The organism is Microbacterium sp. 05N427 (genome assembly GCF_056397105.1).
Genome location: NZ_JBFTMT010000005.1, coordinates 70,117 through 95,709 on the forward strand (window position 1 = coordinate 70,117; position 25,593 = coordinate 95,709).

General features: G+C 70.9%; 22 protein-coding genes. 12 read left to right on the top strand and 10 right to left on the bottom strand.

Translation table 11 applies throughout. From position 1 onward, the window contains the following. Position 1: 1 nt before the first annotated feature. The 3 genes from AC1DG4_RS06125 to secA all read right to left on the bottom strand — a co-directional run bounded on the left by AC1DG4_RS06125 (position 2) and on the right by secA (position 4,886). On the bottom strand, positions 2–1,225 hold the full coding sequence (locus AC1DG4_RS06125; protein WP_477379473.1) for a pyridoxal phosphate-dependent aminotransferase: 1,224 nt from the start codon (positions 1,223–1,225) through the stop codon (positions 2–4). Between the two features lie 49 nt (positions 1,226–1,274). Further along, entirely contained in the window at positions 1,275–1,943 is a 669-nt protein-coding gene (locus AC1DG4_RS06130; RefSeq protein ID WP_477379475.1) for a GntR family transcriptional regulator, read from the bottom strand. A 132-nt stretch (positions 1,944–2,075) separates the two neighbouring features. Next, the gene (gene secA, locus AC1DG4_RS06135) at positions 2,076–4,886 is read right to left on the bottom strand and encodes a preprotein translocase subunit SecA (protein ID WP_477379477.1); all 2,811 of its coding nucleotides are present in this window, start codon (positions 4,884–4,886) and stop codon (positions 2,076–2,078) included. Positions 4,887–5,107: 221 nt separating this feature from the next. Here secA and AC1DG4_RS06140 point away from each other — a divergent pair, with 221 nt between their 5' ends. Together AC1DG4_RS06140 and AC1DG4_RS06145 are read left to right on the top strand one after the other, a co-directional pair. Then, positions 5,108–5,707: a PadR family transcriptional regulator gene (locus AC1DG4_RS06140; protein WP_477379479.1), complete on the top strand. Its 600-nt coding sequence runs from the start codon at positions 5,108–5,110 to the stop codon at positions 5,705–5,707. Between the two features lie 59 nt (positions 5,708–5,766). Beyond that, positions 5,767–7,107 (top strand): coiled-coil domain-containing protein, encoded by a 1,341-nt coding sequence (locus tag AC1DG4_RS06145; RefSeq protein WP_477421131.1) that lies wholly within the window; start codon positions 5,767–5,769, stop codon positions 7,105–7,107. Positions 7,108–7,237: 130 nt separating this feature from the next. Here the strand turns inward: AC1DG4_RS06145 and hpf are convergent, their stop codons facing one another. From hpf to mtrA, 5 genes are all read right to left on the bottom strand, one after another. Next, entirely contained in the window at positions 7,238–7,891 is a 654-nt protein-coding gene (gene hpf / locus AC1DG4_RS06150; RefSeq protein ID WP_045270191.1) for a ribosome hibernation-promoting factor, HPF/YfiA family, read from the bottom strand. A gap of 178 nt (positions 7,892–8,069) precedes the next feature. After that, positions 8,070–8,762: a ComF family protein gene (locus tag AC1DG4_RS06155; RefSeq protein ID WP_477379483.1), complete on the bottom strand. Its 693-nt coding sequence runs from the start codon at positions 8,760–8,762 to the stop codon at positions 8,070–8,072. Positions 8,763–8,862: 100 nt separating this feature from the next. After that, entirely contained in the window at positions 8,863–10,599 is a 1,737-nt protein-coding gene (locus tag AC1DG4_RS06160; RefSeq protein WP_477379485.1) for an LpqB family beta-propeller domain-containing protein, read from the bottom strand. Beyond that, on the bottom strand, positions 10,596–12,272 hold the full coding sequence (gene mtrB / locus AC1DG4_RS06165) for an MtrAB system histidine kinase MtrB (protein WP_477379487.1): 1,677 nt from the start codon (positions 12,270–12,272) through the stop codon (positions 10,596–10,598). Before mtrB ends, AC1DG4_RS06160 begins: the two co-directional genes overlap by 4 nt. A gap of 69 nt (positions 12,273–12,341) precedes the next feature. Beyond that, complete coding sequence (gene mtrA, locus AC1DG4_RS06170) at positions 12,342–13,022, bottom strand: MtrAB system response regulator MtrA (protein ID WP_045270195.1); 681 nt, start codon at positions 13,020–13,022, stop codon at positions 12,342–12,344. A 202-nt stretch (positions 13,023–13,224) separates the two neighbouring features. Here mtrA and AC1DG4_RS06175 point away from each other — a divergent pair, with 202 nt between their 5' ends. The 8 genes from AC1DG4_RS06175 to AC1DG4_RS06210 all read left to right on the top strand — a co-directional run bounded on the left by AC1DG4_RS06175 (position 13,225) and on the right by AC1DG4_RS06210 (position 22,787). Then, positions 13,225–14,601, top strand: coding sequence for a glycerophosphoryl diester phosphodiesterase membrane domain-containing protein (locus AC1DG4_RS06175; RefSeq protein WP_477379489.1), 1,377 nt, complete (start codon positions 13,225–13,227; stop codon positions 14,599–14,601). Next, positions 14,598–15,299, top strand: coding sequence for a DUF4129 domain-containing protein (locus AC1DG4_RS06180; RefSeq protein WP_477379491.1), 702 nt, complete (start codon positions 14,598–14,600; stop codon positions 15,297–15,299). Before AC1DG4_RS06175 ends, AC1DG4_RS06180 begins: the two co-directional genes overlap by 4 nt. After that, on the top strand, positions 15,296–16,546 hold the full coding sequence (locus AC1DG4_RS06185; RefSeq protein WP_477379493.1) for a DUF4350 domain-containing protein: 1,251 nt from the start codon (positions 15,296–15,298) through the stop codon (positions 16,544–16,546). Before AC1DG4_RS06180 ends, AC1DG4_RS06185 begins: the two co-directional genes overlap by 4 nt. A gap of 158 nt (positions 16,547–16,704) precedes the next feature. Beyond that, complete coding sequence (locus tag AC1DG4_RS06190; RefSeq protein WP_477380386.1) at positions 16,705–17,628, top strand: AAA family ATPase; 924 nt, start codon at positions 16,705–16,707, stop codon at positions 17,626–17,628. Beyond that, positions 17,629–18,939, top strand: coding sequence for a DUF58 domain-containing protein (locus AC1DG4_RS06195; RefSeq protein WP_477379494.1), 1,311 nt, complete (start codon positions 17,629–17,631; stop codon positions 18,937–18,939). 164 nt (positions 18,940–19,103) lie between these two features. Next, positions 19,104–19,523: a Fur family transcriptional regulator gene (locus tag AC1DG4_RS06200; protein WP_477379496.1), complete on the top strand. Its 420-nt coding sequence runs from the start codon at positions 19,104–19,106 to the stop codon at positions 19,521–19,523. 92 nt (positions 19,524–19,615) lie between these two features. Then, positions 19,616–21,829 carry a catalase/peroxidase HPI gene (gene katG / locus AC1DG4_RS06205; protein WP_477379498.1) on the top strand — a complete coding sequence of 738 codons (2,214 nt, stop codon included), beginning with the start codon at positions 19,616–19,618 and terminating at the stop codon, positions 21,827–21,829. A 178-nt stretch (positions 21,830–22,007) separates the two neighbouring features. Continuing rightward, a complete protein-coding gene (locus tag AC1DG4_RS06210) occupies positions 22,008–22,787 on the top strand; it encodes an aquaporin (protein ID WP_477379500.1) in 780 nt (259 codons plus the stop codon). A 141-nt stretch (positions 22,788–22,928) separates the two neighbouring features. On the opposite strand, the gene AC1DG4_RS06215 is transcribed toward AC1DG4_RS06210, so the two are convergent. Beyond that, a complete protein-coding gene (locus AC1DG4_RS06215; RefSeq protein WP_477379502.1) occupies positions 22,929–23,921 on the bottom strand; it encodes a stage II sporulation protein M in 993 nt (330 codons plus the stop codon). 16 nt (positions 23,922–23,937) lie between these two features. Between AC1DG4_RS06215 and AC1DG4_RS06220 the strand changes: the two genes are divergently transcribed. Beyond that, on the top strand, positions 23,938–24,786 hold the full coding sequence (locus tag AC1DG4_RS06220; protein WP_477379504.1) for an RDD family protein: 849 nt from the start codon (positions 23,938–23,940) through the stop codon (positions 24,784–24,786). Between the two features lie 43 nt (positions 24,787–24,829). Here the strand turns inward: AC1DG4_RS06220 and AC1DG4_RS06225 are convergent, their stop codons facing one another. After that, on the bottom strand, positions 24,830–25,036 hold the full coding sequence (locus tag AC1DG4_RS06225) for a DUF3499 family protein (RefSeq protein WP_477379506.1): 207 nt from the start codon (positions 25,034–25,036) through the stop codon (positions 24,830–24,832). A 107-nt stretch (positions 25,037–25,143) separates the two neighbouring features. Here AC1DG4_RS06225 and AC1DG4_RS06230 point away from each other — a divergent pair, with 107 nt between their 5' ends. Further along, positions 25,144–25,587 carry a hypothetical protein gene (locus AC1DG4_RS06230; protein ID WP_477379508.1) on the top strand — a complete coding sequence of 148 codons (444 nt, stop codon included), beginning with the start codon at positions 25,144–25,146 and terminating at the stop codon, positions 25,585–25,587. The last annotated feature ends 6 nt before the right edge of the window (positions 25,588–25,593 follow it).

A 25,593-nucleotide genomic window follows, 5' to 3' on the forward strand; every position in this document is an offset into this window, starting at 1 on the left:
GCTACTGCCTGTAGCTCGCGAGGAAGTTGCCGAGACGCTCGATCGCCTCGGTGATCACGCGCGGTTCGGGCAGCGTTACCACGCGCAGGTGGTCCGGCGTCGCCCAGTTGAAGCCGGTCCCCTGCACGAGCAGGATCCGCTCCGCGACCAGCAGGTCGTAAATGAGCTTCGCGTCGTCGTGGATCTCGTGCACATTCGGATCCAGCCGCGGGAACGCGTACAAAGCCCCGGTGGGCTTGACGCAACTGACGCCGGGGATCGCGGAGAGCCCCTCCCAGGCCGCGTCGCGCTGCAGATGCAGGCGTCCGCTCGGGGCGATCAGCGACTCGATCGACTGCACACCGCCGAGAGCCGCCTGTACCGCGTGCTGCGCAGGCACGTTCGGGCACAGACGGGTGGACGCGAGCAGGGTGATCCCCTCGATGAAGCCCTTCGCGTGCTGCTGCGGACCTGTGATGACGAGCCACCCGGACCGATATCCGGCAACCCGGTACGTCTTGGAGAGCCCGTTGAAGGTCAGGCAGAGCAGATCAGGCGCGAGGGTCGCGGTGGAGATGTGCTGCGCGTCATCGAAGAGGATCCGGTCGTAGATCTCGTCGGACAGGAGCAGCAGATCGTTCTCCCTCGCCACCTGCACGATGCCCTGCAGTACTTCGCGCGAGTACACAGCGCCCGTCGGGTTGTTCGGGTTGATGATGACGATGGCCTTGGTGCGCGGGGTCACCTTGGACCGCAGATCCTCCAGATCCGGGTTCCACCCGTTCTCCTCGTCGCACAGGTAGTGCACCGGGGTTCCGCCGGCGAGGCTGGTCATCGCGGTCCACAGCGGATAGTCCGGGGCGGGGATGAGGACCTCGTCGCCCTCGTCCAGCAGCGCCTGCATGGTCATCGTGATGAGCTCGGAGACTCCGTTGCCGAGGTAGACGTCCTCGGGATCGACGAGCGGGAAGCCGTCGACCTGCTCATAGCGGCTGACCACGGCGCGGCGCGCCGAGATGATGCCCTTGCTGTCGCTGTAGCCGTGCGCAGCCGGCAGTGTCGCGAGCATGTCGCGCACGATCTGCTGCGGCGCCTCGAACCCGAAGACCGCGGGGTTTCCTGTGTTCAGCTTGAGCACCGAGTGGCCTGCCGCCTCCAGCCGAGCCGCCTCGACGAGCGCGTTGCCGCGGATCTCGTAAAGGACGTTCTTCAGCTTGGACGACTGGTCGAAGGTTCTCGGTGTCATCGGCCAAGATTACCGCCCGCGCGAGGCCTGCTCGTGCACGCGCGTCGCGCTACGCGCCCCTGGCGGCCCCCGCGCGCACCGCCTGGGCGTGCGCGATGCGCGCCCGCCGGCTGCTCTCGACGTGCGCGACGGCGAGCTCGGCGGCCCGCACCGCATCGCGCGCCCTGATCGCCTCGAACAGCTCGGCGTGCTCCCCGCTGATGTGCTGCAGGTCATCGTGCTGCGAGAGCGCCCAGCGCAGTCTGCTGCGGATGCTCTTCATCATGTCGCTCAGCAGCCGGTTCTCGGCGAGGTCGGTGACGATCTCGTGGAAGTCGGCCGCGGCGCGGCGGGATCCGACCCCGTCCCCCGATCGCGCGCTCGCCACCTCCGCATCGAGCGACCGCCGCAGCCGGGCGAGACCGTCGCGCCCGTGCCGCTCGGCCGCGCGCCGGAACGCCAGCGGCTCGAGCACCGCGCGCACCTCGTCGAGATCGGCGAGGTCGGCGTCGGTGAACTCGCGCACCACGGCCCAGGTGTGCGGACGCAGCTCGACGAGGCCCTCCGCGACGAGCACCTTGAGCGCGTCGCGCACCGGCACCCTGCTCACCCCGAACTCCGACGCGAGGTCGCGTTCGATCAGGCGGCCGCCGGGCGCGCGCACGCCGTCGAGGATCGCGTCGCGCAGCCACGACGCGACCTTCGTGGATGCGAGCTGACGTTCCCCCGAGCCGGTCACGGCCCCATTCTTCCATCGCGGGTCCGCCGCAGATGACGCGCGCGACGCCGACGCCGCACTGTCGTCGGCGACGAAGGAGGCCGGCACCCTCGAGGGGTGCCGGCCTTCTTCGTGCCCTGGATCCTGCGGGACCTACTTCTTCTTGCCCTGTGCGCGACGCTCCGCCCGGTTCACCGGAGCGGCCTGACCGCCCTCGACGCGCTGCCCGAAGGCGCCGCGCGCGGCGGGCGCGGCGGGCTCGGCAGGCTCTTCGCTCTCGGACTGGGCGCGCGAGGCGGCCTGACGGAGCCGATCCGTCGCCGCCTGCTGCACCTGACCGCGGTCGTTGCGGACCTCGACGTCGCCCGCGTCGTTGGGGGCGGAGTACTCGAGGCGCTGATCGCCCGCCGACTCGGCGAGGCCCTTGGCCTCGACCTCGGTGATGCCCTCGTCTCCGGCCTGACGCACCTCGACCTCGAGGTTGTAGAGGTAGCCGACCGACTCCTCCTTGATCTGGCCCATCATGGCCTGGAACATCGAGTAGCCCTCGCGCTGGTACTCGACCAGCGGATCGCGCTGCGCCATCGCGCGCAGGCCGATGCCGTCCTTGAGGTAGTCCATCTCGTAGAGGTGGTCCCGCCAGCGGCGGTCGAGCACCTGCAGCACCACTCGACGCTCGAGCTCGCGCGTCGCGGCCTCGCCGAGCGCCTTCTCGCGCGTCTCGTAGGCCACCATGGCGTCCGAGACGAGCTCGCGCTTGAGGCCTTCCGCGGTGATCCCGCCCTTGCGACCGCCGGCCTCGGCGACCACCTCGTCGATCGTGACGTCGACCGGGTAGAGCGTCTTGAGCTCGGTCCACAGGCTGTCGAAGTCCCAGCTCTCGGTGTGGCCCTCGGCGGTGTGGTCGTCGACGACCGCGCCGATCGCGTCCTCCACGAAGTGCTTCACCCGGTCGGCGATGTCGTCGCCCTCCAGGATGTGCCGGCGGTCGGTGTAGATCGCCTCGCGCTGACGGTTGAGGACGTCGTCGTACTTGAGGACGTTCTTGCGCATCTCGGCGTTGCGCGCCTCGACCTGGCTCTGCGCGCTGCGGATCGCGCGGGTCACGAGGCCCGACTCGATCGGCATGTCCTCGGGGAAGTTCGTGCGCGCGAGGATCGCCTCGGCGGCGCCCTGCTGGAAGAGCCGCATGAGGTCGTCGGTGAGGCTCAGGTAGAACCGGCTCTCGCCGGGGTCGCCCTGACGACCGGAGCGTCCACGCAGCTGGTTGTCGATGCGGCGCGACTCGTGGCGCTCGGTGCCGAGCACGTACAGGCCACCGGCCTCGACGACCTTGGAGCCCTCGGTCGAGACCTTCTCCTTCATCGCCTCGTAGGTCTCGTCCCACGCGGCCTCGTACTCGTCCGGCGTCTCGACCGGATCCAGCCCCTTGGCCTTGAGATCCTGCACGGCGAGGAACTCGGCGTTGCCGCCGAGCATGATGTCGGTTCCGCGACCGGCCATGTTGGTGGCGACGGTGACGGCGCCGAGGCGGCCGGCGCGGGCGACGATCTCGGCCTCGCGGGCGTGGTTCTTGGCGTTCAGGACCTCGTGCTTGATGCCCTTCTTGCTCAGCAGCCGGGAGAGGTACTCGCTCTTCTCGACGCTGACGGTGCCGACCAGCACGGGCTGCCCGTTCTCGTGACGCACCGCGATGTCCTCGACCACCTGCGCGAACTTGGCCGTCTCGTTCTTGTAGACGAGGTCGGACTTGTCCTGACGGATCATCGGCCGGTTGGTCGGGATGGGCACGACGCCGAGCTTGTACGTCGACATGAACTCCGCGGCCTCGGTGTCAGCCGTTCCGGTCATGCCCGCGAGCTTGTCGTACAGGCGGAAGTAGTTCTGCAGCGTGACGGTGGCGAGCGTCTGGTTCTCGGCCTTGACCGGCACGGCCTCCTTGGCCTCGATCGCCTGGTGGATGCCCTCGTTGTAGCGGCGCCCGACGAGGATGCGGCCGGTGTGCTCATCGACGATCATGACCTCGTCGTTCATCACGACGTAGTCGGTGTCGCGCTTGAACAGGGCCAGCGCCTTGATCGAGTTGTTCAGGAAGGAGATGAGCGGGGTGTTCGCCGACTCGTACAGATTGTCGATGCCGAGGTAGTCCTCGACCTTCTCGATGCCGGGCTCGAGCACGCCGACGGTGCGCTTCTTCTCATCGACCTCGTAGTCAACGCCCGGCTCCAGCGTGCGTGCGATCTTCGCGAACTCCGCGAACCAGCGGTTCGCCTCGCCCGACGACGGGCCCGAGATGATCAGCGGCGTGCGCGCCTCATCGATGAGGATCGAGTCGACCTCGTCGACGATCGCGAAGAAGTGTCCGCGCTGGACGAGATCCTCCTTGCGCCACGCCATGTTGTCGCGCAGGTAGTCGAATCCGAACTCGTTGTTCGTGCCGTAGGTGATGTCGGCGTTGTACTGCTCACGGCGCACCTCGGGCGTCTGCCCGGACACGATCACGCCGGTGGTCATGCCGAGAGCGCGGTAGACGCGGCCCATGAGCTCTGACTGGTACGTCGCGAGGAAGTCGTTCACCGTGATGACGTGCACGCCCTGCCCGGCGATCGCGTTGAGGTAGGACGGGAAGGTGGCCACGAGGGTCTTTCCCTCACCGGTCTTCATCTCGGCGATGTTGCCTTCATGCAGGGCCGCGCCACCCATGATCTGCACGTCGTAGGCGCGCATGCCCAGGGTGCGCTTCGCGGCCTCGCGGACGGCGGCGAACGCCTCYGGCATGAGCTGCTCGAGGGTCTCGCCCTTCTCGAACCGCGCACGCAGTTCGACGCTCTCGTTGCGGAGGTCCTCGTCGCTGAGCTTCGCGAAGTCGTCCTCGAGCGCATTCACGGCCTTGACGACGCCGTTCAGGCGGCGCAGGATCCGTCCCTCACCCGCGCGCAGCAGCTTCTCAAGAGGATTCGCCACGGATTCCATCTCCCTATGGGTCTGACCCGCGCGCGTCGCGCGCACGGCATACGAACTCATGTTACCGGGCCGTGACCTGTCGATCCCCTGCACCGGGCCCGTGGATCCGATCCGACGCCGCGGTACGGCACTCCGGGCGACGACACACCGCGCGACGGACGCCGGTGGATGTTTCCGGGTATGCATATACTCGGAAACAGATTCCGGGAAAGGAAATATTCATGTCCGTTCGCCAGAGCCTCCTCGCCATCCTCGATCAGGGCCCGTGCTACGGGTACCAGCTGCGTGCCGAGTTCGACCGCCGTACCGGCTCGACCTGGCCGCTCAACGTCGGTCAGATCTACAACACACTCGAGCGCCTGGAGCGCGATGGGCTCGTCGATCGCGGCGACGCCGACGACCAGGGACACGTGTACTGGGCGATCACGCAGGCCGGATCCACCGAGGTCTCCGGCTGGCTCTCCTCCCCTGTCGAGCGCGGCACGGGCACCCGCGACGAGCTCGCCATCAAACTCGCGGTCGCGGCGACTCTGCCGGGCGTCGACGTGACGGCCGTCATCCGGACGCAGCGCAGGGCCTCGCTCGCGCAACTGCAAGAGCTGCAGCGCACGAAGTACGCGGGCTCCCAGCCGGACAGCCCGCAGGAACTGGCCTGGACGCTCGTGATCGACAGCATGATCTTCCAGGCGGAGGCGGAGGTGCGCTGGCTCGATCACACCGGGCAGCGCCTCGCCCAGCACCCCCGGCACGCGCTGGAGCTCGAGCTCTCCACGGAGCGCCCCAAGCGCGGGAGGCCCTCCGGCCGATCCGTCGCGGCGTGATCGCCGAGGGCGTAGCGGATCCACAGCCCGTGCACGGTCCGGGACCATAGGATCGGCCCATGGCCGGATTCTGGGGCAGACGCAAACGTGAACAGGAAGAGCTGCAGGCGCAGGACGCGGATCTCGCGCGGCGCGCCGAGCAGGCGATCGTCGCTGCCGACGAGCGGATCCGCACCTCCTCCGATGAGCTCGCCTTCGCCACGGCGGAACTCGGCGACGAGATGACCGCGGACTTCCACTCCGCGCTGGAAGCGGTGCGCTCGCATATGGGCGAGGCGTTCCAGCTTCACCAGCTGAACCACGACGAGATCCCGGACACCGCGGAGGAGCTGCGCACCCGCAACGCCCGCATCATGCAGCTGTGCCAGTGGGCCGAGGATCTGATCGACGAGAAGTCCGCCGCTATCGCCGACTCCGTCGCCCGGGTGYGCAATGCGCCGCAGGTCGTCGCCAAGGTGCGCGCGGATGCCGCAGCACTGGAGGGCAGAGTGCCGCAGGCGCAGGCGTCTGTGGAGCGACTCGCTACGCGCTATTCCGACGCCGCCATGCAGCGCGTCGCACGGAGCGCCGAGGAGGCCGCCCAGCTCGTGGTGTTCGCGAACCACGGCGCCGACGTGTTCGAGCGTCGCCGTGACGCCGGCCGCAATCAGGAGGCCGTGCTCGCGCTCGAGACCGCGACCGAGGCCACTCGCCGGGCGGCCTCGCTGCTCGACGCCGTGGACGACTTCGAGATCGAGGCGCTGCGAGCCGAGTCCACGTTGGCCGAGGTCGTCGCCGACTCGCGAGGCGACCTGGCCGCCCTGCCGATGGCGCCCGACGCACCGGCCGTGGCCGCAGCCGCCGCCGAACTGCAGCGAGCTCTGAACACCCTCACGCCCGCCGGAGACCGCTCCGACCCCTTCGGCGAACTCACCCGCCTGCGTGCAGCGAACACCGCGCTGGACGCGGCGATCGCGGCCGCGCGCTACCGCGCGGAGCACCCGCTGCCCGCGATCGACACCGTGCAGCACGCGCTCGATGACGCGGACCGGCAGCTCGGCGTCGCCCGCGGCCTGATCGAGGGACACCGCGGCTGGATCGGCGCGGACGCCCGCACGCGTCTCGCCGAGGCCGAGCGGCTCCGCATCGACGTTCCGGGGCTGCTCCCCGCCGAGGAGACCCGTGAGCAGGCCCTCAGCGCCGCACGTCGCGTCGCCCAGCTCGCCGCAGAGGCGCTCCAGCTCGCTCAGCACGACATCGACCGGTCCCGCCCCGACCAGGGCTGGGGCGGCGGCGGAGGCAACGGCTGGGGCGGTGGCGGCGGCTGGGGCGGCGGCCGAGGCTCCGGCGGCGGAGACGTCGTGACCGGCGTACTCGGCGGCCTCGTCATCGGCGGCCTTCTCGGCGACATCTTCGACTGACCGTCTTCGACCCGCCCTCTTCGAGTCGTCCCCGTGAACGCACTCTATGGCGTGCGCTCACGGGGACGACTCACCTCAGCGAAGCGCCCCGGTCCTGAAGGACCGGGGCGTTTCGACTGTCAGGACCGCGTCAGCTGACGAGCTCCTCCGCGGGGGCCGCCTGAGTGGTGAGCGAGATCACGCCGTAGTCCCAGCCCTTGCGGCGGTAGACGACGCTCGGGTGGTCGCTGCGCGCGTCCACGAAGAGGAAGAAGTCGTGCCCGACCAGCTCCATGCGGTCGACGGCCTCTTCGACGGTCATCCACTCGGCATCGAAGTTCTTGGTGCGGATGACGACCGGGGAGTACTCCTCCTCGATCTCGAGCGTCGGGATCGCGCCGGTGGAAACCGCATGAAGCGTGTCCGCGGAGACGGGGTGCACGTCGATGCCCGCGAGCTCGCCGGTTCCCTTCTCGAACCGCGCGCCGCGCGGATGGTGCCGCCCGTCGATGCGCCGCTCCTTCGCGCGCCGCACCTGCTCGATGAGCTTGTCGACGGCGAGGTCGAGAGCCACGAACTTGTCCGCGTCGCGTGCCTCCGCGCGGACCAGCGGACCCCTGCCGATGAGAGTGAGTTCGACGGTCTCGTCCTCCACATGACCGCCGCGATAGGAACGATGAGTGACCTTCACGTCCAGGCTCTGCGCCTTCGTCGCGATAGTCGCGATCCGTGCGGTCTTCTCTTCGACCACCGCTCGGAATCGATCGCTGATGCCGACTCCGACACCGACGATGTTCGTTTCCATCCTGACCTCCTTGTTCCGGTCCGCCCGGCCAAGGGCGGACCGTGGTCGCCTTTGTGAGTCCCCACCGTAGTCGCCCGACCCCGACATGTCATCCACAATTCATCTGCGTGTCGTGCGGATCCGCTCCGAGACCCCTCCCGCCGGAGGCGCGGGTCCGCAGCCCCTCCTCCCGGCGCGCTCATCCGCGTCGTCGGGTGGCGGCGACGGCCACCGCGCCGACGACCTGGAACCCTGCGGCGCCGAGCGCTCTGGCCGCCTCGGCACAGGTCGCGCCGGTGGTGATCACGTCGTCGACGATCAGCGCGGACGCTCCGTCTCCGGCACGCGACGCGATGAGGCCGCCGGTGACGTTGGACCGGCGCTCGTGCGCGCCGAGCCCGCGCTGATCGCGCACCCGGCGCACATAAGACAGCGTTCGCAGCAACGGGATGCCGGTGCCGCGGGCGAAGATCTCCGGCACGCGGTATCCGCGACGCCGGAAGGCCGATCGCGTGGTCGGCACCGGCACCACGACGTCGATGCGGCGGGGCGCGGTCGCGCCCGTGCACAGGTCGTCGACGGCCGCGGCGAGCGCCGGCCGCAGGGGCCGGATCAACGAGGTCTGCCCGTCCTCCTTGACCGCACGCAGCACGGAGGCCGCGACCCCGTCGAACACGAGGCCGGCCCGCAGCGGAACGTCGTCGGACCGGGGGCGCACCACGCGCGGCTCGAGCTCGGCCTCGCACGAAGTGCACAAGGCCGTCCCCACCGCCCCGCACCCGGCGCACACGGAGGCGAAGACGAGATCAGCGATCTCCCGGACGAGCCGGCGTGCGGCGGACGGTGCCGGAAGCCGATCGCCGGGCGACGAAGGCCGTGTCATCGGAGGCATGCCGCGAGTATGCGCGCCGAGGTCCACCCGCGGGACGGGCGATCCGTGATCGGTGCGCAGCCGCCCCTCCCGAGGGGCTGTGCAGGACGATCGAACCGGCTCAGCCGCCGGTCTGCCCGCCGAGTTGCACGGCGAGCACCTTCACGTTCGTGCTCACCTGCGTCGAAGCGGGGCCGCTGCGCACCCACAGCACGCCGTTGCCGAACAGCTGCACCGTGGTCGTCGGCGATGCCGGGGCGATCGTCTGCGTCGCATCAGGCACATCGACGGTCCTCGCCGGCCCGCCCACCTGCTGCAGACTCAGCCCGCGGCTCGTCCCGTCAGTGGCGAGCACACCCACGGTCATGTCGTCCAGCCAGGTGATGTCGAGCGCTGCGGCCGGCCACGCGATCACGTTCGGATTCCCGACGCCGATCGCCGTGGGCGCGCCGCGGTCGTCCCGCGTGATGGCGACGACCTCGATGCGGACCTGGCCGTTCGAGGTCACGGCCAGGGCGAGCCGGGCGCCGTCTCTGCTCACCGCCATCGCCGTGATCTGTCCCGCGTCGGAGGGGCCGGCGATCGGGCGCGAGGGCGACGACGAGCCCGAGTTCGACCAGGCCAGGATCGACGAGGGCGAGTTACGCGGAACGGTCCAGATGTAGCCGAAAGGATCCAGGGCCGGTGCGATCAGAGCGGGACGGCCGTCGATCTCGTCTGTCCTGCCATCGGTGACCGCGTACACGACGCCGCTCGCCCCCTGCACCGCGACGCGCTGACCGCCGGTCGCCGCGCGGATCGCGGTGATCTGCTCGGGGAAGTTCTCCAACGGCGTGGAGACGCCGGCGATCGGGGTGAGCTCGCCGCCGGCCAGATAGCCGAACCCCTTGTCCGTCAGCACGAGCGGACGCGGGTCGACCGTGGTCGGCGTGGCCGTGGCGGATCCCGCGTTCAGATCGCGGCCGGCGACGGTGAGCTTGACCTGCAGGATGCCGACCCCGCTCAGGCTGCTCAGGCTGCGTTCGAGCTGGGTGCGCATCCGCGCCAGCGTGACCGGATCCTCCTTGCCCGCGGCGTCGTTGAGCGCGACCTCGGCGATCTGGGAGTCGAGTGTCACCGCGTTCCGGCCGAGCGCGATGTCCCCGGTGAAGGCGGTGCGCACGGCCCCGGTCAACCAGGGACTGGGCTTGCCGCTGATCAGGGACTGCACGATCCTGCTCGCGGTGTTCTCCCGTTTCGGGAACCAGCGCACGTCGGGCACCAGGTAGGTCCAGGTCGGGTCGAAGTACTGCAGTGCGTAGGGGGCGAACACGTCCGCGGCGGCGAACGAATCCGCGTCCAGCACGATGCCGTCCGGCGCCGCGGAGATGCGCCACTGGCCGTCTTTGTTCTTGGCGAGCGAGAACATCAGTTCGGCCGCACGGTTCACGGGAGCCCCGGAGTACGCGCCCGTCTCGTCCACAGTCCCGGTTTGCTGCAGTCCGAGGTGCACGCTGGTCGAGGTGGCCGCCTTGGTGACGTCGGGGACGTCGAAGCGGCGCTCGGCGGATCCGGTGTCGATCGTGACCCCCACGTCCGGCTTCCACTTCTGTGCTTCGTCGGAGGTGAGGAACTGCCGTGCGATGCTCCAGCTGTCCTTGGGACTCGAGGCCGCATCGATGAAGCCGCGGACGATCTCCTTGGGATCCATGCCGTTCGACGGGCCCTGCGGCACGAACGCGAGATCCGAGCCGCCTCCGCTCTGCCCCGCCGTGAGGCCGGGGCGCACGTCGCCCGTGACCGGCAGCGACGCACAGGCCGTCAGCCCGAGGAGGGCGAGTGCGATGGCCGCGCCGCGCAGGATCCGTCCGATTCTCATGACTCCTCCTGCGGGTCCGCCGGGGACGCCGGCCGTGCATGATCGCCCTGCTGGGCGATCGGCGCCGTGGTGACGCCGATCTCGGCGATCGCCTCGATCGGCTCCAGAGGCACGGGCGATGCGCCGTCGAGCGGACGGGATCCGCGCGGAAGGGTCAGCACGAAGTTGGTGCCCTCCCCCGGCCGCGACCACACGGTCAGGGTGCCCCGGTGCAGTCGTGCATCTCCCAGCGCGATCGACAGTCCGAGCCCGGTGCCGCCGATCGTGCGCTTGCGCGAAGGGTCCGCCCGCCAGAACCGGTCGAACACGCGCTCCGCGTCCTCCGCGGTCATGCCCATGCCCCGATCCCGCACGCCGACGGCGACCGCGTTCTGGCTGCTGTCGACCGTGATGACGATGGGATGCCCCTCGCCGTGCTCGATCGCGTTTCCGACGAGGTTGCGCAGGATGCGGCGCACGCGGCGCGGATCGAGATCCACCGGGGTGTGCCCGCCGGGTGCCACGAAGCGCAATTCGGTGTCGTGCGACTCGGCCAGCGGGCGCATCTCGTCGACCATGTCCTCCGCGAGGTGCGCGAGGCTCACCGCCTCGGTCTCCAGCTGCACGGATCCGGCGTCGTAGCGGCTGATCTCCAGCAGGTCCGCGAGCAGCGTGTCGAAGCGGTGCACCTGCGTCTGCAGCAGCTCCGCGGTGCGCGCGGTCGTCGGATCGAACTCGTCGCGACGATCGTTGAGCATCTCTGCGGCGAGCCGGATGGTCGTGAGCGGCGTGCGCAGCTCGTGCGAGACGTCGGAGACGAACCGCTGCTGCACGAGCGACAGCTCCCCGAGCTCCTTGATCTGCGCCTCGATGCTGTCCGCCATGGCGTTGAAGGACCGGCCCAGCGTGGCGAGCTCATCCTGCCCTCGTACGGGCAGGCGCACATCGAAGTCGCCGCCGGCGAAGCGGGCACTGGACTCGGCGGCCTCGGTGATCGGCTGCACCACGGTGCGCAGCGAGAACCAGGCGATCACGCCGATCAGGGCGACGAGCACGATCCCGGCGATCCACAGGCTCGACTGCACGAGCACGAGGGTCTGCTCGGTGTCCGCGAGGTCGTATGCGATGTACAGCGCGTACGCCCCCGCATCCGGGATGTTGAGCTGCTGGCCGACGAGGATCCCGGCATGCGCCGAGCCGTCGGCATCGTGCAGCGCTACCGGCTGCCACCATTGCTTGGTGGCGTCCTTCGTCACGCGCTGCGTCAGCTGATCCGAGATGAGTTCCTGGCTGAAGCCGGTCTGGGTGAATCCGACGCCGGCCTGCGAGCCGAGCGAGATCACTCCGTACAGCGGGGACGCGGAGACAGACTGCACCTGCACGCTGACGTCGCGCATGAGGCTGGTCAGCGCGGTGCGGTTGCCCTGCGTGTCCGCCGAGTACAGCATCGACTGCGCAGAGTTCGCCGCGCGTCCTGCGTCCTTGAGCGCCTGGTCCTTGCGCGCCTCCCAGAGGTTGTTCTGCACGGCGAGCGCCATCGCCACACACGTCACCAGCACGGCGATGCTGGTCAGGGCGAGGGCGATCACCATCGTGCGGAACCGCAGCGACTGACGCCACAGCTGCGCCGTGCGGTGCCCTCCGCCGCGCACACCGCGCATCGCCGCGTTCGCGAGCGCCACGGTGTTCGTCATCGGCGGACTTTCAGCATCGGCGGGGGCCGCTTCTTCTCGGCGGAGGCGTCGGCGCGACCCGCGTGCGGGTCAGACCACGCTCCCCGCGCGGTATCCGACGCCGCGGACGGTCGTGACGATGCGCGGGTTGTCCGGGTCGACCTCGACTTTGGCGCGCAGGCGCTGCACGTGCACGTTCACGAGCCGGGTGTCGGCCTTGTAGTGGTATCCCCAGACCTGCTCGAGCAGCATCTCCCGGGAGAACACCTGCTGCGGCTTGGAGGCGAGCGCCACGAGCAACTGGAACTCGAGCGGAGTGAGAGCGATCGGGGCGCTGCCGCGCCGCACCTCGTGCGCGTCGACGTCGATCGTCAGGTCTCCGATGCGCAGCACCTCGCTGGTCGACTGCGGCGTCGGCCGCAGCCGGGTGCGGATGCGCGCGACGAGCTCTTTCGGGTTGAAGGGCTTGACCATGTAGTCGTCGGCACCGACCTCGAGGCCGCGCACCACGTCGGCGGTGTCGCTGCGGGCGGTGAGCATGATCACCGGAACCCCGGACTCGGCGCGGATGCGGGTGCAGATCTCGATGCCGTCCATACCGGGGAGCATGAGATCCAGCAGGACGAGGTCGGGGCGCTGCGCGCGCCACTCGTCCACGGCCTTCGCGCCGTCCGCGCAGAACACGGGCTCGAAGCCCTCCGTGCGCAGCACGATGCCGATCATCTCGGCCAGGGCCGTGTCGTCATCGACCACGAGGATGCGTGAGGTCATGGGCGGGCAGTCGTCTTTCGGATCTCGCGGTGTTCGGATCTCTTGCGTGACGTGGGCGCGAATGTGCACCCCCACGTCGGTCCAGCGTACTTCACGACCCGCGGAAGTCGGCCGAAGGGGGTCGCTCGCGCCCCGTCGCGTCGCCGATCCGGCCCGGCGCGGCGGTATGACACGATGGACGCACACGCGAACCGGAGGACTCGTGAGCCAGCAGAGTGTGAATGCGCAGGGCTGGACCCCCGCGCCCAAACCCGGCCTCATCCCGCTGCGCCCGCTCGGGTTCGGCACGATCCTCGGGAAGTCCTTCGCCGCGCTGCGGCACAATCCCAAAGTGCTGTTCGGCTTCGCCGTGGTGGTGCAGCTGATCGTGATGATCGTGGTCCTTGCCGTCGTCGGAGCGGTCTCGTTCGCGACCCTGACCCGCCTCAGCACCGTGCAGGCGGGCAGCCAGGAGTGGATCACCCTCTACCTCGGCTCGTTGGCCTTCATCGGCCTGGCCGGCCTGCTCATGGGGCTCTTCTCCGTCGCATTCACCGCCATCGTGCAGGGCATCGTCGCCGCGGACGTGCGTGCTGCGGTGCTGCGCGAGAGCGCGACGCTCGGCGCCCTCTGGCGCAGAGTGCGGCCGGCGGTCTGGCGCCTCATCGGCTACACACTGCTCTACGGCGTCGCCGGCGTCGCGGCCGCCGTGGTCATCATCGGCGTGCCCTTCGTCGCGATCGGCGTGCCGACGGGCTTCGACGGCGCGGGCATCGCCTTCGCGATCTTCGGCATGCTCGCCGGGATGGCCGGGCTCGTGGTGCTGTCGGTCTGGGTCGGCACGAAACTGATGCTCGTACCGTCGCTCCTGGTGCTCGAGGGCGCCGGCGTGCGCGCCGCGATCGTCCGCTCCTGGCGGCTCACCCGCGGACGGTTCTGGTTCGCCTTCGGGATCGTGTTCCTCATCGGCGCGATCATGTACGTCGGCACGCAGGCGATCAGCATGATCGGCGGACTGATCACCTCCCTCTTCGGCCCCGTGCTCAACCCCACGGGCAGCACGGAGCTCTCCCTGGGCGTGAGCGCGGTCGTGGGCCTGGTGATCACCCAGGTCCTCGTCGTCATGCTGCAGTCCATCAGCTCCGTGGTGCAGGCTACGGCCGGTGCACTCGTCTACATCGACTGCCGGATGCGCTACGAGGGACTGGACCAGGATCTGATGGCGGCCATGGAGCGCCGAGCGGCCGGTTACGACGACGGAACCGATCCGTTCCGGGTGGACTCGGGCAGAGCCGTCCGTGCCGGGTTCCGCCCTGCTCCGACCGCGGTGCCGTATCCCCTGCCGCCCGGCCCCGTCCCCGGCTATCCCGCGCCGCAGGGCTACGCCGGCGCACCTGCACCACAGGGCTACCCGACCGTGCCCCCGGGCCACCCGGCCGCTCCTCCGGTGTACCCGGCTGCACCGCCCAGCGCTGCTCCGACGGCGCCGCCGCCCGCTCCCCCCGCGCCATCAGCGCCGATCCCGCCCGCGCAGCAGAGCCCCTGGGCCGTGCCGCCGCCGGACGAGGGATGGACCGCGCCGGGATCCGATCGGCGATGATCGGCCTCGCCCTCCCCGTCGCGCTGAGCGCCCTTCCCGCGGCGTTCGGTGCGAAGCTCGCTGCGATCCCGCTGGTCCCCGACGGCGACAGCGCGCGCGAGCTCGCGGAGAAGGAGCTGTCCAAGCCCGAGTACCAGCAGGCGAAACCGACCCTCATCGACCAGTGGGCACGGGCCGTGGTCGATTGGCTCGTCGACCTGCTCACCCCGCAGCACGCCGTGGATCTCGGCCCGTGGGCCGCGATCGTGATCGGCGCCCTGCTCGTCGCCGCGCTCATCGCCTTGCTGCTGATCTGGGGACGTCCGCGCCGTTCCAGGACCGGCGCGGCAGGAGCGGTGCTCCTCGGCTCCGCGGACGACCGCACCGCCGCGCAATTGCGCGCGGATGCCGACCGCGCCGCGCGCGAGGCCGACTGGACCGAGGCGATCGTGCTGCGCTACCGCGCCATCGCCCGGTCGCTCATCGAACGCGACCTCATCGCTCCGGCTCCCGGTGCGACCGCGCAGACGATCGCCCGCGAAGCGGCGGTGCCGTTCCCCGCCGAGGGCGAGGCCCTGCACGCCGCCGCCGTCGCGTTCGACGACGTGCGCTACCTGGGACACCCCGGTTCCGCGGCCCGGTACCGGACCCTCGCGGACACGGACGATCGTCTGGGGGCCCTGCGCCCGCCCGCGCTGCCCGAGGCGGTGTCGGCATGAGCGCCGTCGCGCCGCCGTCCGCGCCTGACACGGCGGCCCCCGGTGACGGATCCGACGCTCCCTCTCCCGAAGCCCGTCGCATCGGCACGCTCGTGCGGGCGCCGCGGCGCCTCCGCCGCATACTCGGCTGGGTCCTCGTCTCCGCACTCGTGCTGGTCGTCGCCGCCGCAGGGCTGCTGCTCACGGCCCCCTCTCCCACGCAGCGCGGCGCGCTCGACCCGGAACGGCCCGGCCCCGGCGGCATGCAGGCGCTCGCGCAAATCCTCCGGCAACAGGGCGTCAGCGTCGACGTGGTGCGCTCCAGGGCCGACGCCGTCAGCCGGCTCGACGCGAACACGACCCTGGTGATGAGCGATCCGTACCCGCTCAGCGACGCCGCGGTCACGAAGCTCACCGATGCAGCGCACGACGTCGTGCTGATCTCTCCGAGCTCGCGGATGCTGCGGATGCTGCAGCTCGGCACCTACGGGCAGGCGTCCTCGCCTCCGAGTGCCGGGGCCGACTGCGACGTCCCCGCATTCGCACACGTCGGGACCATCGCGCCGGGCCAGCTCTTCCTCCCCGACCCGGGGGTCACGAGCTGCTTCGGCGACGCGACAGACGGTGCGGCCGTCCTGATCGCGGAGCAGGACGGCGCCCGCCGCGCCATGGTCGACGGTGCGGCGCTGTTCACGAACGAGCACCTCGGCGAGAACGGCAACGCGGCGCTCGGGCTCGCATTGCTCGGCGCGCGGCCGCACGTCATCTGGTACGTGCCCTCGTACGAGGACTCGGACCGCACGGACATCGACGTGCCGAAGAGCCTGGCCGACCTCACCCCCGGATGGGTGACGCCCGTGATCGTCCTCGGCATGATCACCGCGCTCCTCGCCGCGGTGTGGCGCGGACGACGCTTCGGGCCGCTCGTGGCCGAGACGCTGCCCGTCACGGTGCGCGCCTCGGAGACGATGCTCGGTCGGGCGCGCCTCACGGCGAAGGCCGCCGACGCCGCACATGCGGCGGACGCGTTGCGCGCGGGCACGATCTCCCGCCTCGCCGCGCGCCTGGGTCTGCCCGCCAGGGCGGATGCCGCCGCCGTGGCGGACGCCGCCGCCGACCGCATCCGCGTGGACCGGGCAGGCGCACGTGCCCTCCTCGCCGGCCCGCTGCCGGTCAGCGACGCCGAACTCGTCCCCTACGCCCGCCGTCTCGCCGAGCTGGAGAACGCCGTCGAGAACGCCGTCCGCATCGAAAGGAGCACCCCGTGACAGATCGTCCCGGCATCGACCCCGCAGGATCCGCCCCGCTCGGATATCCTCCGGCGCCGCCCGCGCCTCCTGCGGCCGTGCAGAGCCCGTCCCCCGCAGCGCCGACGCCCGCCACGCACACGGCCGCCGGATCCGACGATGCTGCGCTCCGTCAGGCCATGCAGCGCGTGCGCGCCGAGGTGGACAAGGCCGTGGTCGGTCAGGCCGGCACCGTCACCGGACTGCTCGTGGCGCTACTTGCCCGCGGGCACGTGCTGCTGGAAGGCGTGCCGGGCGTCGCGAAGACCCTCGTCGTGCGGTCCTTCTCCCGCGCTCTGGGGCTCGACACCAAGCGCGTGCAGTTCACCCCCGACCTGATGCCGGGCGACGTCACCGGATCCCTCGTCTACGACGCGCGCACCGGCGAGTTCGAGTTCCGCCGCGGCCCGGTGTTCACGAACATCCTGCTCGCCGACGAGATCAACCGCACGCCGCCGAAGACGCAGGCGGCGCTGCTGGAGGCGATGGAGGAACGCCAGGTCTCCTCCGACGGCGCGAGCCTCCCGCTTCCCGATCCGTTCCTCGTCGCGGCGACGCAGAACCCGATCGAGCACGAGGGGACCTACTCGCTGCCGGAAGCGCAGCTGGACCGCTTCCTCATGAAGCTCGTGGTCGGCGTGCCGGAGCGCGACGCCGAGGTCTCGGTGCTGCGTCGGCACGCCGACGGCTTCTCGCCGCGCGAGCTCACGGATCTGCACCCCGTGGTCAGCGCCGACGAGATCCTCGCCGCGCAGCAGGCCGCCGGGCGCGTGCAGGTCACGGACGACGTGCTCGGCTACGTGGTCGACCTCGCCAGGGCCACCCGGCAGTCCCCCTCCGTGCAGCTGGGGGCGAGCCCGCGCGCCTCGACCGCTCTGCTGGCCGCGGCGAAGGCCTGGGCATGGCTGAACGGCTCGAGCGCCGTCACCCCCGACCACGTGCAGACCATGCTGATCCCGGTCTGGCGGCACCGCCTGCAGCTGCGCCCCGACGCCGAGATGGAGGGCGTATCCGCCGACGCCGTGCTCACCAGCGTGGTGCAGCAGACCAGGGTTCCGATCTGAATGTTCCTCACCGGACGCCTCGTCTTCGTCGCCGCACTCGGCGTCGTGCCGCTCGTGGTGCTCGACACCGTCGGGGTGCCGCCGTGGTTCGTGCTGCTCGGCTGGCTCGCTCTGTGCGCGCTGCTCGTGGGCGTCGACGTCCTGGCGGCGGCTCCGCTGGGGGTGCTGCGGGTGAACCGCGAGGTGCCGAACCGCGCGCGTCAGCACGAGCCGGTCGCCACGACGGTCATCGTGCAGAACCTCGGTGCGAGCCGGCTGCGCGGTCAGCTCCGCGATGCCTGGCAGCCGACGGCCGGAGCCGCGGACCGGGGCAGAGCCGCGCTGGACCTGCCCGCGGGCGAGCGTCGGCGTGTGCCGATCGTGCTGCTGCCGCGCCGCAGGGGCGAGCTGACGAGCGAGTTCGTCGCGATCCGGTCCCGGGGCCCGCTGGGACTCGCAGGACGTCAGGGGCGTCACAGGGTGCGCGGGGCGATCCGGATCCTGCCGCCGTTCACCTCCCGGCGGCACCTCCCCTCGCGCCTCGCGCGGCTGCGCGAGCTCGACGGCAACACCAGCGTCCAGGTGCGCGGACAGGGCACGGAGTTCGACTCGCTGCGCGAGTACGTGCGCGGCGACGACGTGCGCTCGATCGACTGGCGCGCCACCGCCCGCGCGGGAACCACGATGCTGCGCACGTGGCGTCCTGAGCGCGACCGGCACGTGGTGATCCTGGTCGACACCGGCCGCACCGCCGCGGCGCGCGTGGGCGACGGCACCCGCCTGGACGCGGCCTACGAGTCCGCGCTACTGCTGTCCGCGCTCGCCCAGCGCGCCGGCGACCACATGCATCTGCTGCTGTTCGACCGCGCCGTGCGCGGCAGGGTGAGCGGTGTGGACGGGGCGGCGCTGCTGCCGGCTCTCTCCGATGCCATGGCGCCCGTGCACGCCCGCCTCGTCGACACCAACTGGGGCGCCGCGTTCGCCGCGATCCGCTCTCTCACCACTCGACCGTCGCTGATCGTCGTGCTGACCGCGCAGGACGCGGTGGAGAGCGCGCGATCGTTCCTCGGCGCCTTCCCTAACGCCTCGCGCGCGACCACGATCCTGGTCGGATCCGCCACGGATCTCTCGATCGACGACCTGGCCCGCGCACGAGAGTCCCGCGAGGACGTCTACCTCGCCGCGGCCGCCGAGCGCACGCTCGCCGATGCCGCGCGCGTCGCCGACGCGATCCGACGCGCGGGCGGCGAACCGCTCACCGCGGATCCGGACGACCTCCCGCCGCGCATCGCGGACCGCTATCTCGAGCTCAAGGCGGCAGGCCGCCTCTGACAGTGCCGCCCTCTGGCCGCCCTCTGGCCGCCCCGTGGCCGCTCAGGTCGCGAAAAGTGTCGCCTGTGAGGCCACAGAACGACAGATACTGCGACCTGAACGGTGCGACACGCCATCCATTCGGAGCTTTTCCTGAATCATTCAGAAAAAGCTAGGGTGGAGCCATGGACACGTCGGCGATCCTCCGCGACGCGGGACTGCGCGTCACGGTGCAGCGCATCGCGGTGCTCCAGGCGCTCGCCCTCGCTCCGCACAGTTCCGCGGATCGCATCCACACCGCCGTCGACGGCGCCGGCATCGCCCTGCCCACGGTGCACGCGATCCTCGGAGACCTCGCGACGGCCGGCATCATCCGCCGGGTCAGCCTGCCCGATGCCGACCGCGCGCTCTTCGAGGTCGAACCCGGCGACAACCACCACCACATGCAGTGCGTGCGCTGCGGCCGCCTGGAGGTCGTCTCCTGCGCCGTCGGCGCCTCCCCCTGCCTGCACCCTGCCGAGGACCACGGCATGCGACTGCTCGAGGCCTCCGTCACCTACCGCGCGGTCTGCCGCGCCTGCGACGAGGTGCGCCCTGCCGCCTGACCGGGACTCGCGCCGCGTCTGCCCCTGCGCCGTCGCCCAGGAGCGGTGCTCGGCGCACCATCGACCGACCAAAGAAGAGGAAAGGATCAGCCTTGTCTGAGAACACCTGCCCGATCGACCATGCCGGCAGTGCATCTGCCCCGCGTCCCGCGGGAGGCCGCACCGGCAACACCGACTGGTGGCCGGAGCGTCTGAACCTGCGCCAGCTCGCGAAGAACCCCGCCGTGGGCGACCCGCACGGCGCAGAGTTCGACTACCGCGCCGCGTTCGAGGCGCTCGACCTCGAAGCCGTCAAGCGCGACATCGCCGCCCTGCTCACCGAGTCGCAGCCCTGGTGGCCGGCGGACTTCGGCAACTACGGACCGCTCATGATCCGCATGGCCTGGCACTCCGCGGGCACGTACCGCGTGTTCGACGGCCGGGGCGGCGGCGGCACCGGCCAGCAGCGCTTCGCCCCGCTGAACAGCTGGCCCGACAACGTGGGACTGGACAAGGCGCGCCGCCTGCTCTGGCCCGTGAAGAAGGCCTACGGCAAGGCGCTGAGCTGGGGCGACCTGATGATCCTCGCCGGCAACGTCGCGCACGAGCAGATGGGCATGCCCACGTTCGGCTTCGCCGGGGGCCGCCCCGACGTATGGGAGCCGGATGAGGACGTGTACTGGGGATCCGAGAAGATCTGGCTCGACTCCAGCGCCCGCATCGACACGGATGAGCAGGGCGAGCGCTCGCTCGAGAAGCCGCTCGCGGCCACCATGATGGGCCTCATCTACGTCAACCCCGAGGGCCCGGAGGGCAACCCGGATCCGGTGCTCGCCGCGAAGGACATCCGCGAGACGTTCGGCCGGATGGCGATGAACGACGAAGAGACGGTCGCTCTCATCGCCGGGGGCCACACGTTCGGCAAGACCCATGGCGCCGCCCCGGAGGCGGGCAACGTCGGCGAGTCGCCCGAGGGGGCGCCGATCGAGCAGATGGGCCTGGGCTGGAAGAGCAGCCACGGCGCCGGACACGGCATCGACGCCATCGGATCCGGCCTCGAGGTCACTTGGACCTATCACCCCACCCGCTGGGACAACGAGTTCTTCCACATCCTGTTCGCCTATGAGTGGGAGCTCACCACGGGCCCCGGCGGTGGCAAGCACTGGAAGCCGACCGATGGCGCGGGCCTCGACATGGTGCCGGAGGCGCAGGGCGAGGGCCGCCGAGAGCCGCGCATGCTCACGACGGACCTGGCGCTGCGCGAGGATCCGATCTACCGCGAGATCTCGTTGCGCTTCAAGGAGGACCAGGCAGCGTTCACCGACGCCTACAGCCGCGCGTGGTTCAAGCTGACCCACCGCGACCTCGGCCCCAAGGCCCGCTATCTCGGCGCCGAGGTGCCGGCGGAGGACCTGCTCTGGCAGGACCCGGTGCCCGCACCGGAAGCTGCTCCGATCGGCGCCGCGGACATCGCAGACCTGGAGCAGCGCATCGCGGCGACCGGCCTCAGCGTGTCCGACCTCGTGTCCACCGCGTGGGCCGCGAGCTCCTCCTTCCGCGGCAGCGACAAGCGCGGAGGCGCGAACGGCGGCCGAATCAGGCTCGAGCCGCAGCGCAGCTGGGAGGTCAACCGCCCCGCCGAGCTTGCGCGCGTGATCGCGGCGCTGGAGGGCGTGCAGGCCGCGTTCAACGCGGAGGGCGGCGCGCAGGTGTCGTTCGCCGACCTCGTCGTGCTGGCAGGCAACGTCGGAGTGAAGCAGGCCGCGGCCGCCGCCGGGCGCGCCGTCGAGATCCCGTTCACGCCGGGGCGCACGGACGCCACGCAGGCGCAGACCGACATCGAGTCGTTCCAGTACCTCAACCCGCAGGCGGACGGCTTCCGGAACTACGTCAGCGACGTCGCCCGTGCGATCCCCGCAGAGGTGCTGCTCGTCGACCGGGCGGGGCTCCTGACGCTCTCCGCCCCCGAGATGACGGTGCTCGTGGGTGGCCTGCGCGTGCTCGGAGCGAACTGGGACGGATCCGCCCACGGCGCGTTCACGCACACCCCAGGCACCCTCACGAACGACTTCTTCGTGAACGTCCTCGACCTGAACACGACCTGGAAGCCGCTGGATCCCGGATCCCACGCATTCCAGGCCACGGACGACGCAACGGGCGAGAAGACCTGGGTCGGCACGCGTGCCGACCTCGTGTTCGGCTCGAACTCCGAGCTGCGGGCTCTGGCCGAGGTGTACGCCAGCGATGACGCGGGCGCGAAGTTCGTGGACGACTTCGTGAAGGCCTGGGTCAAGGTCGCCGAGCTCGACCGCTTCGACGTGCGCTGAGCCCGCCGCACGGATCCGGTCCCTGAGCTCGTCGAGGGGACCGGATCCCGACGCCGACGGCCCGTCCCGATCCCGGGGCGGGCCGTCGGTGTTGCGCGCTCGCCGCGCCTTCGCCGGTAATGTCGCTGACGGACAGCGGCGCCCCACTTCCCCGCGGCGCCAGACAGCAAGGAGCCCCATGTCCTCCTCCCCCGTCGACGCACCGGCCGCCCCGGCCTCGTCGCTCGCCCCGCGCCTGGTCGCGGAGGGCCTCGGCACGTTCCTGCTCGTGGCCGCCGCGATGGGCACTGCCCTGTTCGCGTCGAGCCACTTCACGGATCCGGGCGCGCAGGGCTCGGTCTACCTCGCGGTAGCGCTCGCCGTCGGTCTGTCGGTGCTCGTCGGCGTGTACGCCTTCGGTCCGATCTCGGGCGGGCACTTCAACCCCGCCGTCACGCTCGGCGCCGCGGCCGCGGGACGAATCGCGTGGCGGGACGCGGGTCCCTACATCGTCGCGCAGTGCGTCGGAGGCGTCGTGGCATCGACGGTGCTGACGCTGATCGGCACGTTCGGCCCTGACGGCTGGCTGCCCCGGGCGCAGGACGCGGGCTTCGCCAGCAACGGCTGGGGGTCGCTCTCCCCCGGCGGATTCGGGGTATGGGCCGCGATCATCGCCGAGGTCGCGTTCACGGCGCTGTTCCTGTTCGTGATCCTCGGCGTCACGCATCCGACGCGCGGCACGCCCTTCGCGGGCGTCGCGATCGGACTGACGCTCACGCTGGGCGTGCTGGCGACCCTGCCGATCGACAACGCCTCGCTGAACCCCGCACGCTCGCTGGCCACGGCGATCTACGGAGGCATCGCGCCGCTCGCGCAGCTGTGGGTGTTCGTGATCTTCCCGATCCTGGGCGCCCTGATCGCCGGCTTCACCTACCGCGCCCTGTTCGACCAGCCGCCCGCCCCCGCCCGCCCCCGCTGACCGCGAGCGCTGACCGCGAGACCGAACCTGCGTCCCGAGACCGACGATGAGAACCGCGGTCTCGGGACGGAGGTTCGGTCTCGGCGTCTGTCGCTCGGCGTTGGGCGCAGGAGCCGGATCCGGAGCCGGATCCGGGGGGGGTCAGCCGGCGACGAGCGTCGGCGTGCCGGCCTCGAACTCGGTGAGGTCGCCGCTCTCGCCCAGATGCTGCGCGCGACGGCCCAGGATCAGCATGTAGGACAGGAACACCGCCAGCGCGAGCGCACCGATCCCGATCTTCACGGGCCAGGGCAGTCCCCAGCCGGTCACGAATCCCTCGACCAGACCGGAGAGTCCGAGGGCGAACACGAGTCCGATCGCGACGATGCCTAGTGATCGCCCTGCGGCCGCGAGCGCCTCGCCGCGGGTGCGCTCCCCCGGCACCAGCCAGGCCCAGAAGATGTGCAGGCCCGCCGCCGCCGCAACGAAGATGCAGGTCAGCTCGAGCATGCCGTGCGGCAGCAGGTAGAGCACCACGACGTCACCGCGGCCGAACGCGAACATGACGCCGACCGCGAGGCCGACGTTCACGGCGTTCTGCAGGAGGACCATGATCGGCCAGATGCCGGTCACTCCGAGCAGCACGCACTGCGCCGCGATCCAGGCGTTGTTCGTCCACACCAGGCCCGCGAACTCGGCCGCCGGGTTCTCGGTGTAGTACTCCGTGAAGGAGTGCTCGACGTAGTACTGCAGGTCAGCCTTGGATCCGAGCGCCGCGACGAGGGCCGGATCCGCGCTGATCCAGATCGCCACCCCGACGATCACGGCGAGGCTCGCGAGTGCGATCACGAGGGTGGTCCAGCGCAGCCGGTACAGCGCGGCGGGCAGCTGCAGGGTGAAGAAGCGGGCGATCTGTCGGAGCACGTTGTCGCCCTGCCCCGTCAACCGCAGCCGCGCCCTGGCCAGGATCGTGGAGACGTGCGCACTCTGCGGCGAGGAGCCCACCGAGCTGCGCAGATCGGCCAGATCGGCCGATGCCGCGCGGTAGCGCGTGATGAGCTCGTCGACGCCGGCGCCGTCGAGAGGTTGCCGGCTGAGTTCGTCCAGGCGCGCCCACTCACGGCCCCTGGCATCGGCAAGTGCGTCGGCGTCCACGTGTTTTACTGTACCCATGTCGGATGCCAGCGCCTCGAACTCGGTGGGCGCTGCGCACTCGATCGCGGCGCTCGATCCCGGCGACGAGGTCCTGTCCGGCGAGGCCGTCGCGATCGAGGTCCAGCCGGTCGGCCTGTTCTTCCGCGCGCTGGGCGCGCTGATCGACGGCGTCCTGAGCTGGGCGGTCTTCGTCGGGTACATCGCCGTGCGCTACTGGCTGCTGGGGGCCTTCGGCGATCCTGCGCTGGATGGGATCCTCTCCGTGCTGGCTCTGGTCACGGCGTTCCTGATCGTGCCGTGCACGATCGAGACCCTGACGCACGGTCGCAGCCTGGGCAAGCTCGCGGTGGGCGGGCGGATCGTGCGCATCGACGGCGGCGCCGCCGGCTTTCGGCACGCGCTCATCCGCTCCCTGATCGGTGTGTTCGAGACCTATCTCACCTTCGGAGCCGTGGCCTTCCTGACCGCGGCCTTCACCGCGCGGTCGCAGCGCCTGGGCGACCTCGTCGCCGGGACGTACAGCCAGAAGGTGCGCACGCCGCGCCTCGTCGCGCGAGTGCTCGTGATGCCACCGGGGCTCGAGGCCTGGGCGGCGATCGCCGACGTCGCACGCATGCCGGATCGGCTCGCGCGGCGGATCTCGCAGTTCCTGGACAGCACGACGCAACTGCTGCCCGCCGCCAGAGTACGGATCGCGCACGAGCTGCTGACCGAGGCATCGGCCTACATCTCGCCGATGCCCGCTGCTCCCCCCGAGGCCGTGCTCGTCGCGGCGACGGTGCTGCGCCGGGAGCGCGAACGTCGCGCGCTGGCCCTCGCCGACGTGCGCGTGCAGCGCCTCAGCGGCGTCGACGTGGGCGTGTGATCACCGCCGAACGGTCCCTGAGCGAGCGCAGCGAGACGAAGGGTCAGGCCTGCAGGGTCTCGTGCCGGACGACGATCCAGCCCGCCGGCACAGAGAGGCGCTCGGCGTGGATCGCGCACAGGTCGTGCGCGTGCGGGTCGTTCCCGGCCCCGAGCGGGCCCAACGCCGCCATCTGGTCGCCGTAATCGTAGGTGAGGGTCGCCACGGCCTCGCGCGCGCAGCCCACCTTGGAGCAGAGTCGTCCGTACATCCCCTTCAGGCTAGGGTTCTGCGCCGTGCATGCCGGGAGGCCGCGCGCACGACCGCCGGATCCGCCCGCCTGCCGCAGAGAGCTCCGGCGACGCCTAGACTGGCGGCATGCGCCGTGTCCGCCCCTCCCGCCGCGCGGTCGTCCCGCGTCGTGGCGACCGGCACGGCCGCCACGGCCGCCTGGGCCGCAGCTCGGTCGTGCGGCCGCCGCTTCCGCCCCTCGACGGACGACTCGACTCGTTCGATCTGCACGTCGGATCCGCGGTGGAACTGCTGCGCTCGATGTGGCCGGATCTGCGCCCCGTGCGCATCGAGATCGCCGCGATGCCCACCCACTCGGATCCGGACGGGCTGCCGCGCTGGCTCGTGGACACCCAGGCGCAGCGGATCGTCCTGTTCCGCGTTCCCATCGAACGGCTGCTCGAACCCGGTCACGACGACGCATCGCACCGTCGCGTCGCGATCGAGGGCGCGGTGTTCCGTGCCGCCGCGCAGTACATCGGGCGCGAGCCGTGGGAGATGGATCCGCGCGGCTTCGACGCTGACGAGTGACGTGCC

Excerpts from the sequence above, each read along its gene's own strand:
- AC1DG4_RS06125 (WP_477379473.1), bottom strand. The coding sequence starts at position 1,225 with ATGACACCGAGAACCTTCGACCAGTCGTCCAAGCTGAAGAACGTCCTT.
- AC1DG4_RS06140 (WP_477379479.1), top strand. The coding sequence starts at position 5,108 with ATGTCCGTTCGCCAGAGCCTCCTCGCCATCCTCGATCAGGGCCCGTGC.
- hpf (WP_045270191.1), bottom strand. The coding sequence starts at position 7,891 with ATGGAAACGAACATCGTCGGTGTCGGAGTCGGCATCAGCGATCGATTC.
- AC1DG4_RS06155 (WP_477379483.1), bottom strand. The coding sequence starts at position 8,762 with ATGCCTCCGATGACACGGCCTTCGTCGCCCGGCGATCGGCTTCCGGCA.
- AC1DG4_RS06160 (WP_477379485.1), bottom strand. The coding sequence starts at position 10,599 with ATGAGAATCGGACGGATCCTGCGCGGCGCGGCCATCGCACTCGCCCTC.
- mtrB (WP_477379487.1), bottom strand. The coding sequence starts at position 12,272 with ATGACGAACACCGTGGCGCTCGCGAACGCGGCGATGCGCGGTGTGCGC.
- mtrA (WP_045270195.1), bottom strand. The coding sequence starts at position 13,022 with ATGACCTCACGCATCCTCGTGGTCGATGACGACACGGCCCTGGCCGAG.
- AC1DG4_RS06180 (WP_477379491.1), top strand. The coding sequence starts at position 14,598 with ATGATCGGCCTCGCCCTCCCCGTCGCGCTGAGCGCCCTTCCCGCGGCG.
- AC1DG4_RS06185 (WP_477379493.1), top strand. The coding sequence starts at position 15,296 with ATGAGCGCCGTCGCGCCGCCGTCCGCGCCTGACACGGCGGCCCCCGGT.
- AC1DG4_RS06190 (WP_477380386.1), top strand. The coding sequence starts at position 16,705 with ATGCAGCGCGTGCGCGCCGAGGTGGACAAGGCCGTGGTCGGTCAGGCC.
- AC1DG4_RS06195 (WP_477379494.1), top strand. The coding sequence starts at position 17,629 with ATGTTCCTCACCGGACGCCTCGTCTTCGTCGCCGCACTCGGCGTCGTG.
- AC1DG4_RS06200 (WP_477379496.1), top strand. The coding sequence starts at position 19,104 with ATGGACACGTCGGCGATCCTCCGCGACGCGGGACTGCGCGTCACGGTG.
- AC1DG4_RS06210 (WP_477379500.1), top strand. The coding sequence starts at position 22,008 with ATGTCCTCCTCCCCCGTCGACGCACCGGCCGCCCCGGCCTCGTCGCTC.
- AC1DG4_RS06220 (WP_477379504.1), top strand. The coding sequence starts at position 23,938 with ATGTCGGATGCCAGCGCCTCGAACTCGGTGGGCGCTGCGCACTCGATC.
- AC1DG4_RS06225 (WP_477379506.1), bottom strand. The coding sequence starts at position 25,036 with ATGTACGGACGACTCTGCTCCAAGGTGGGCTGCGCGCGCGAGGCCGTG.
- AC1DG4_RS06230 (WP_477379508.1), top strand. The coding sequence starts at position 25,144 with ATGCGCCGTGTCCGCCCCTCCCGCCGCGCGGTCGTCCCGCGTCGTGGC.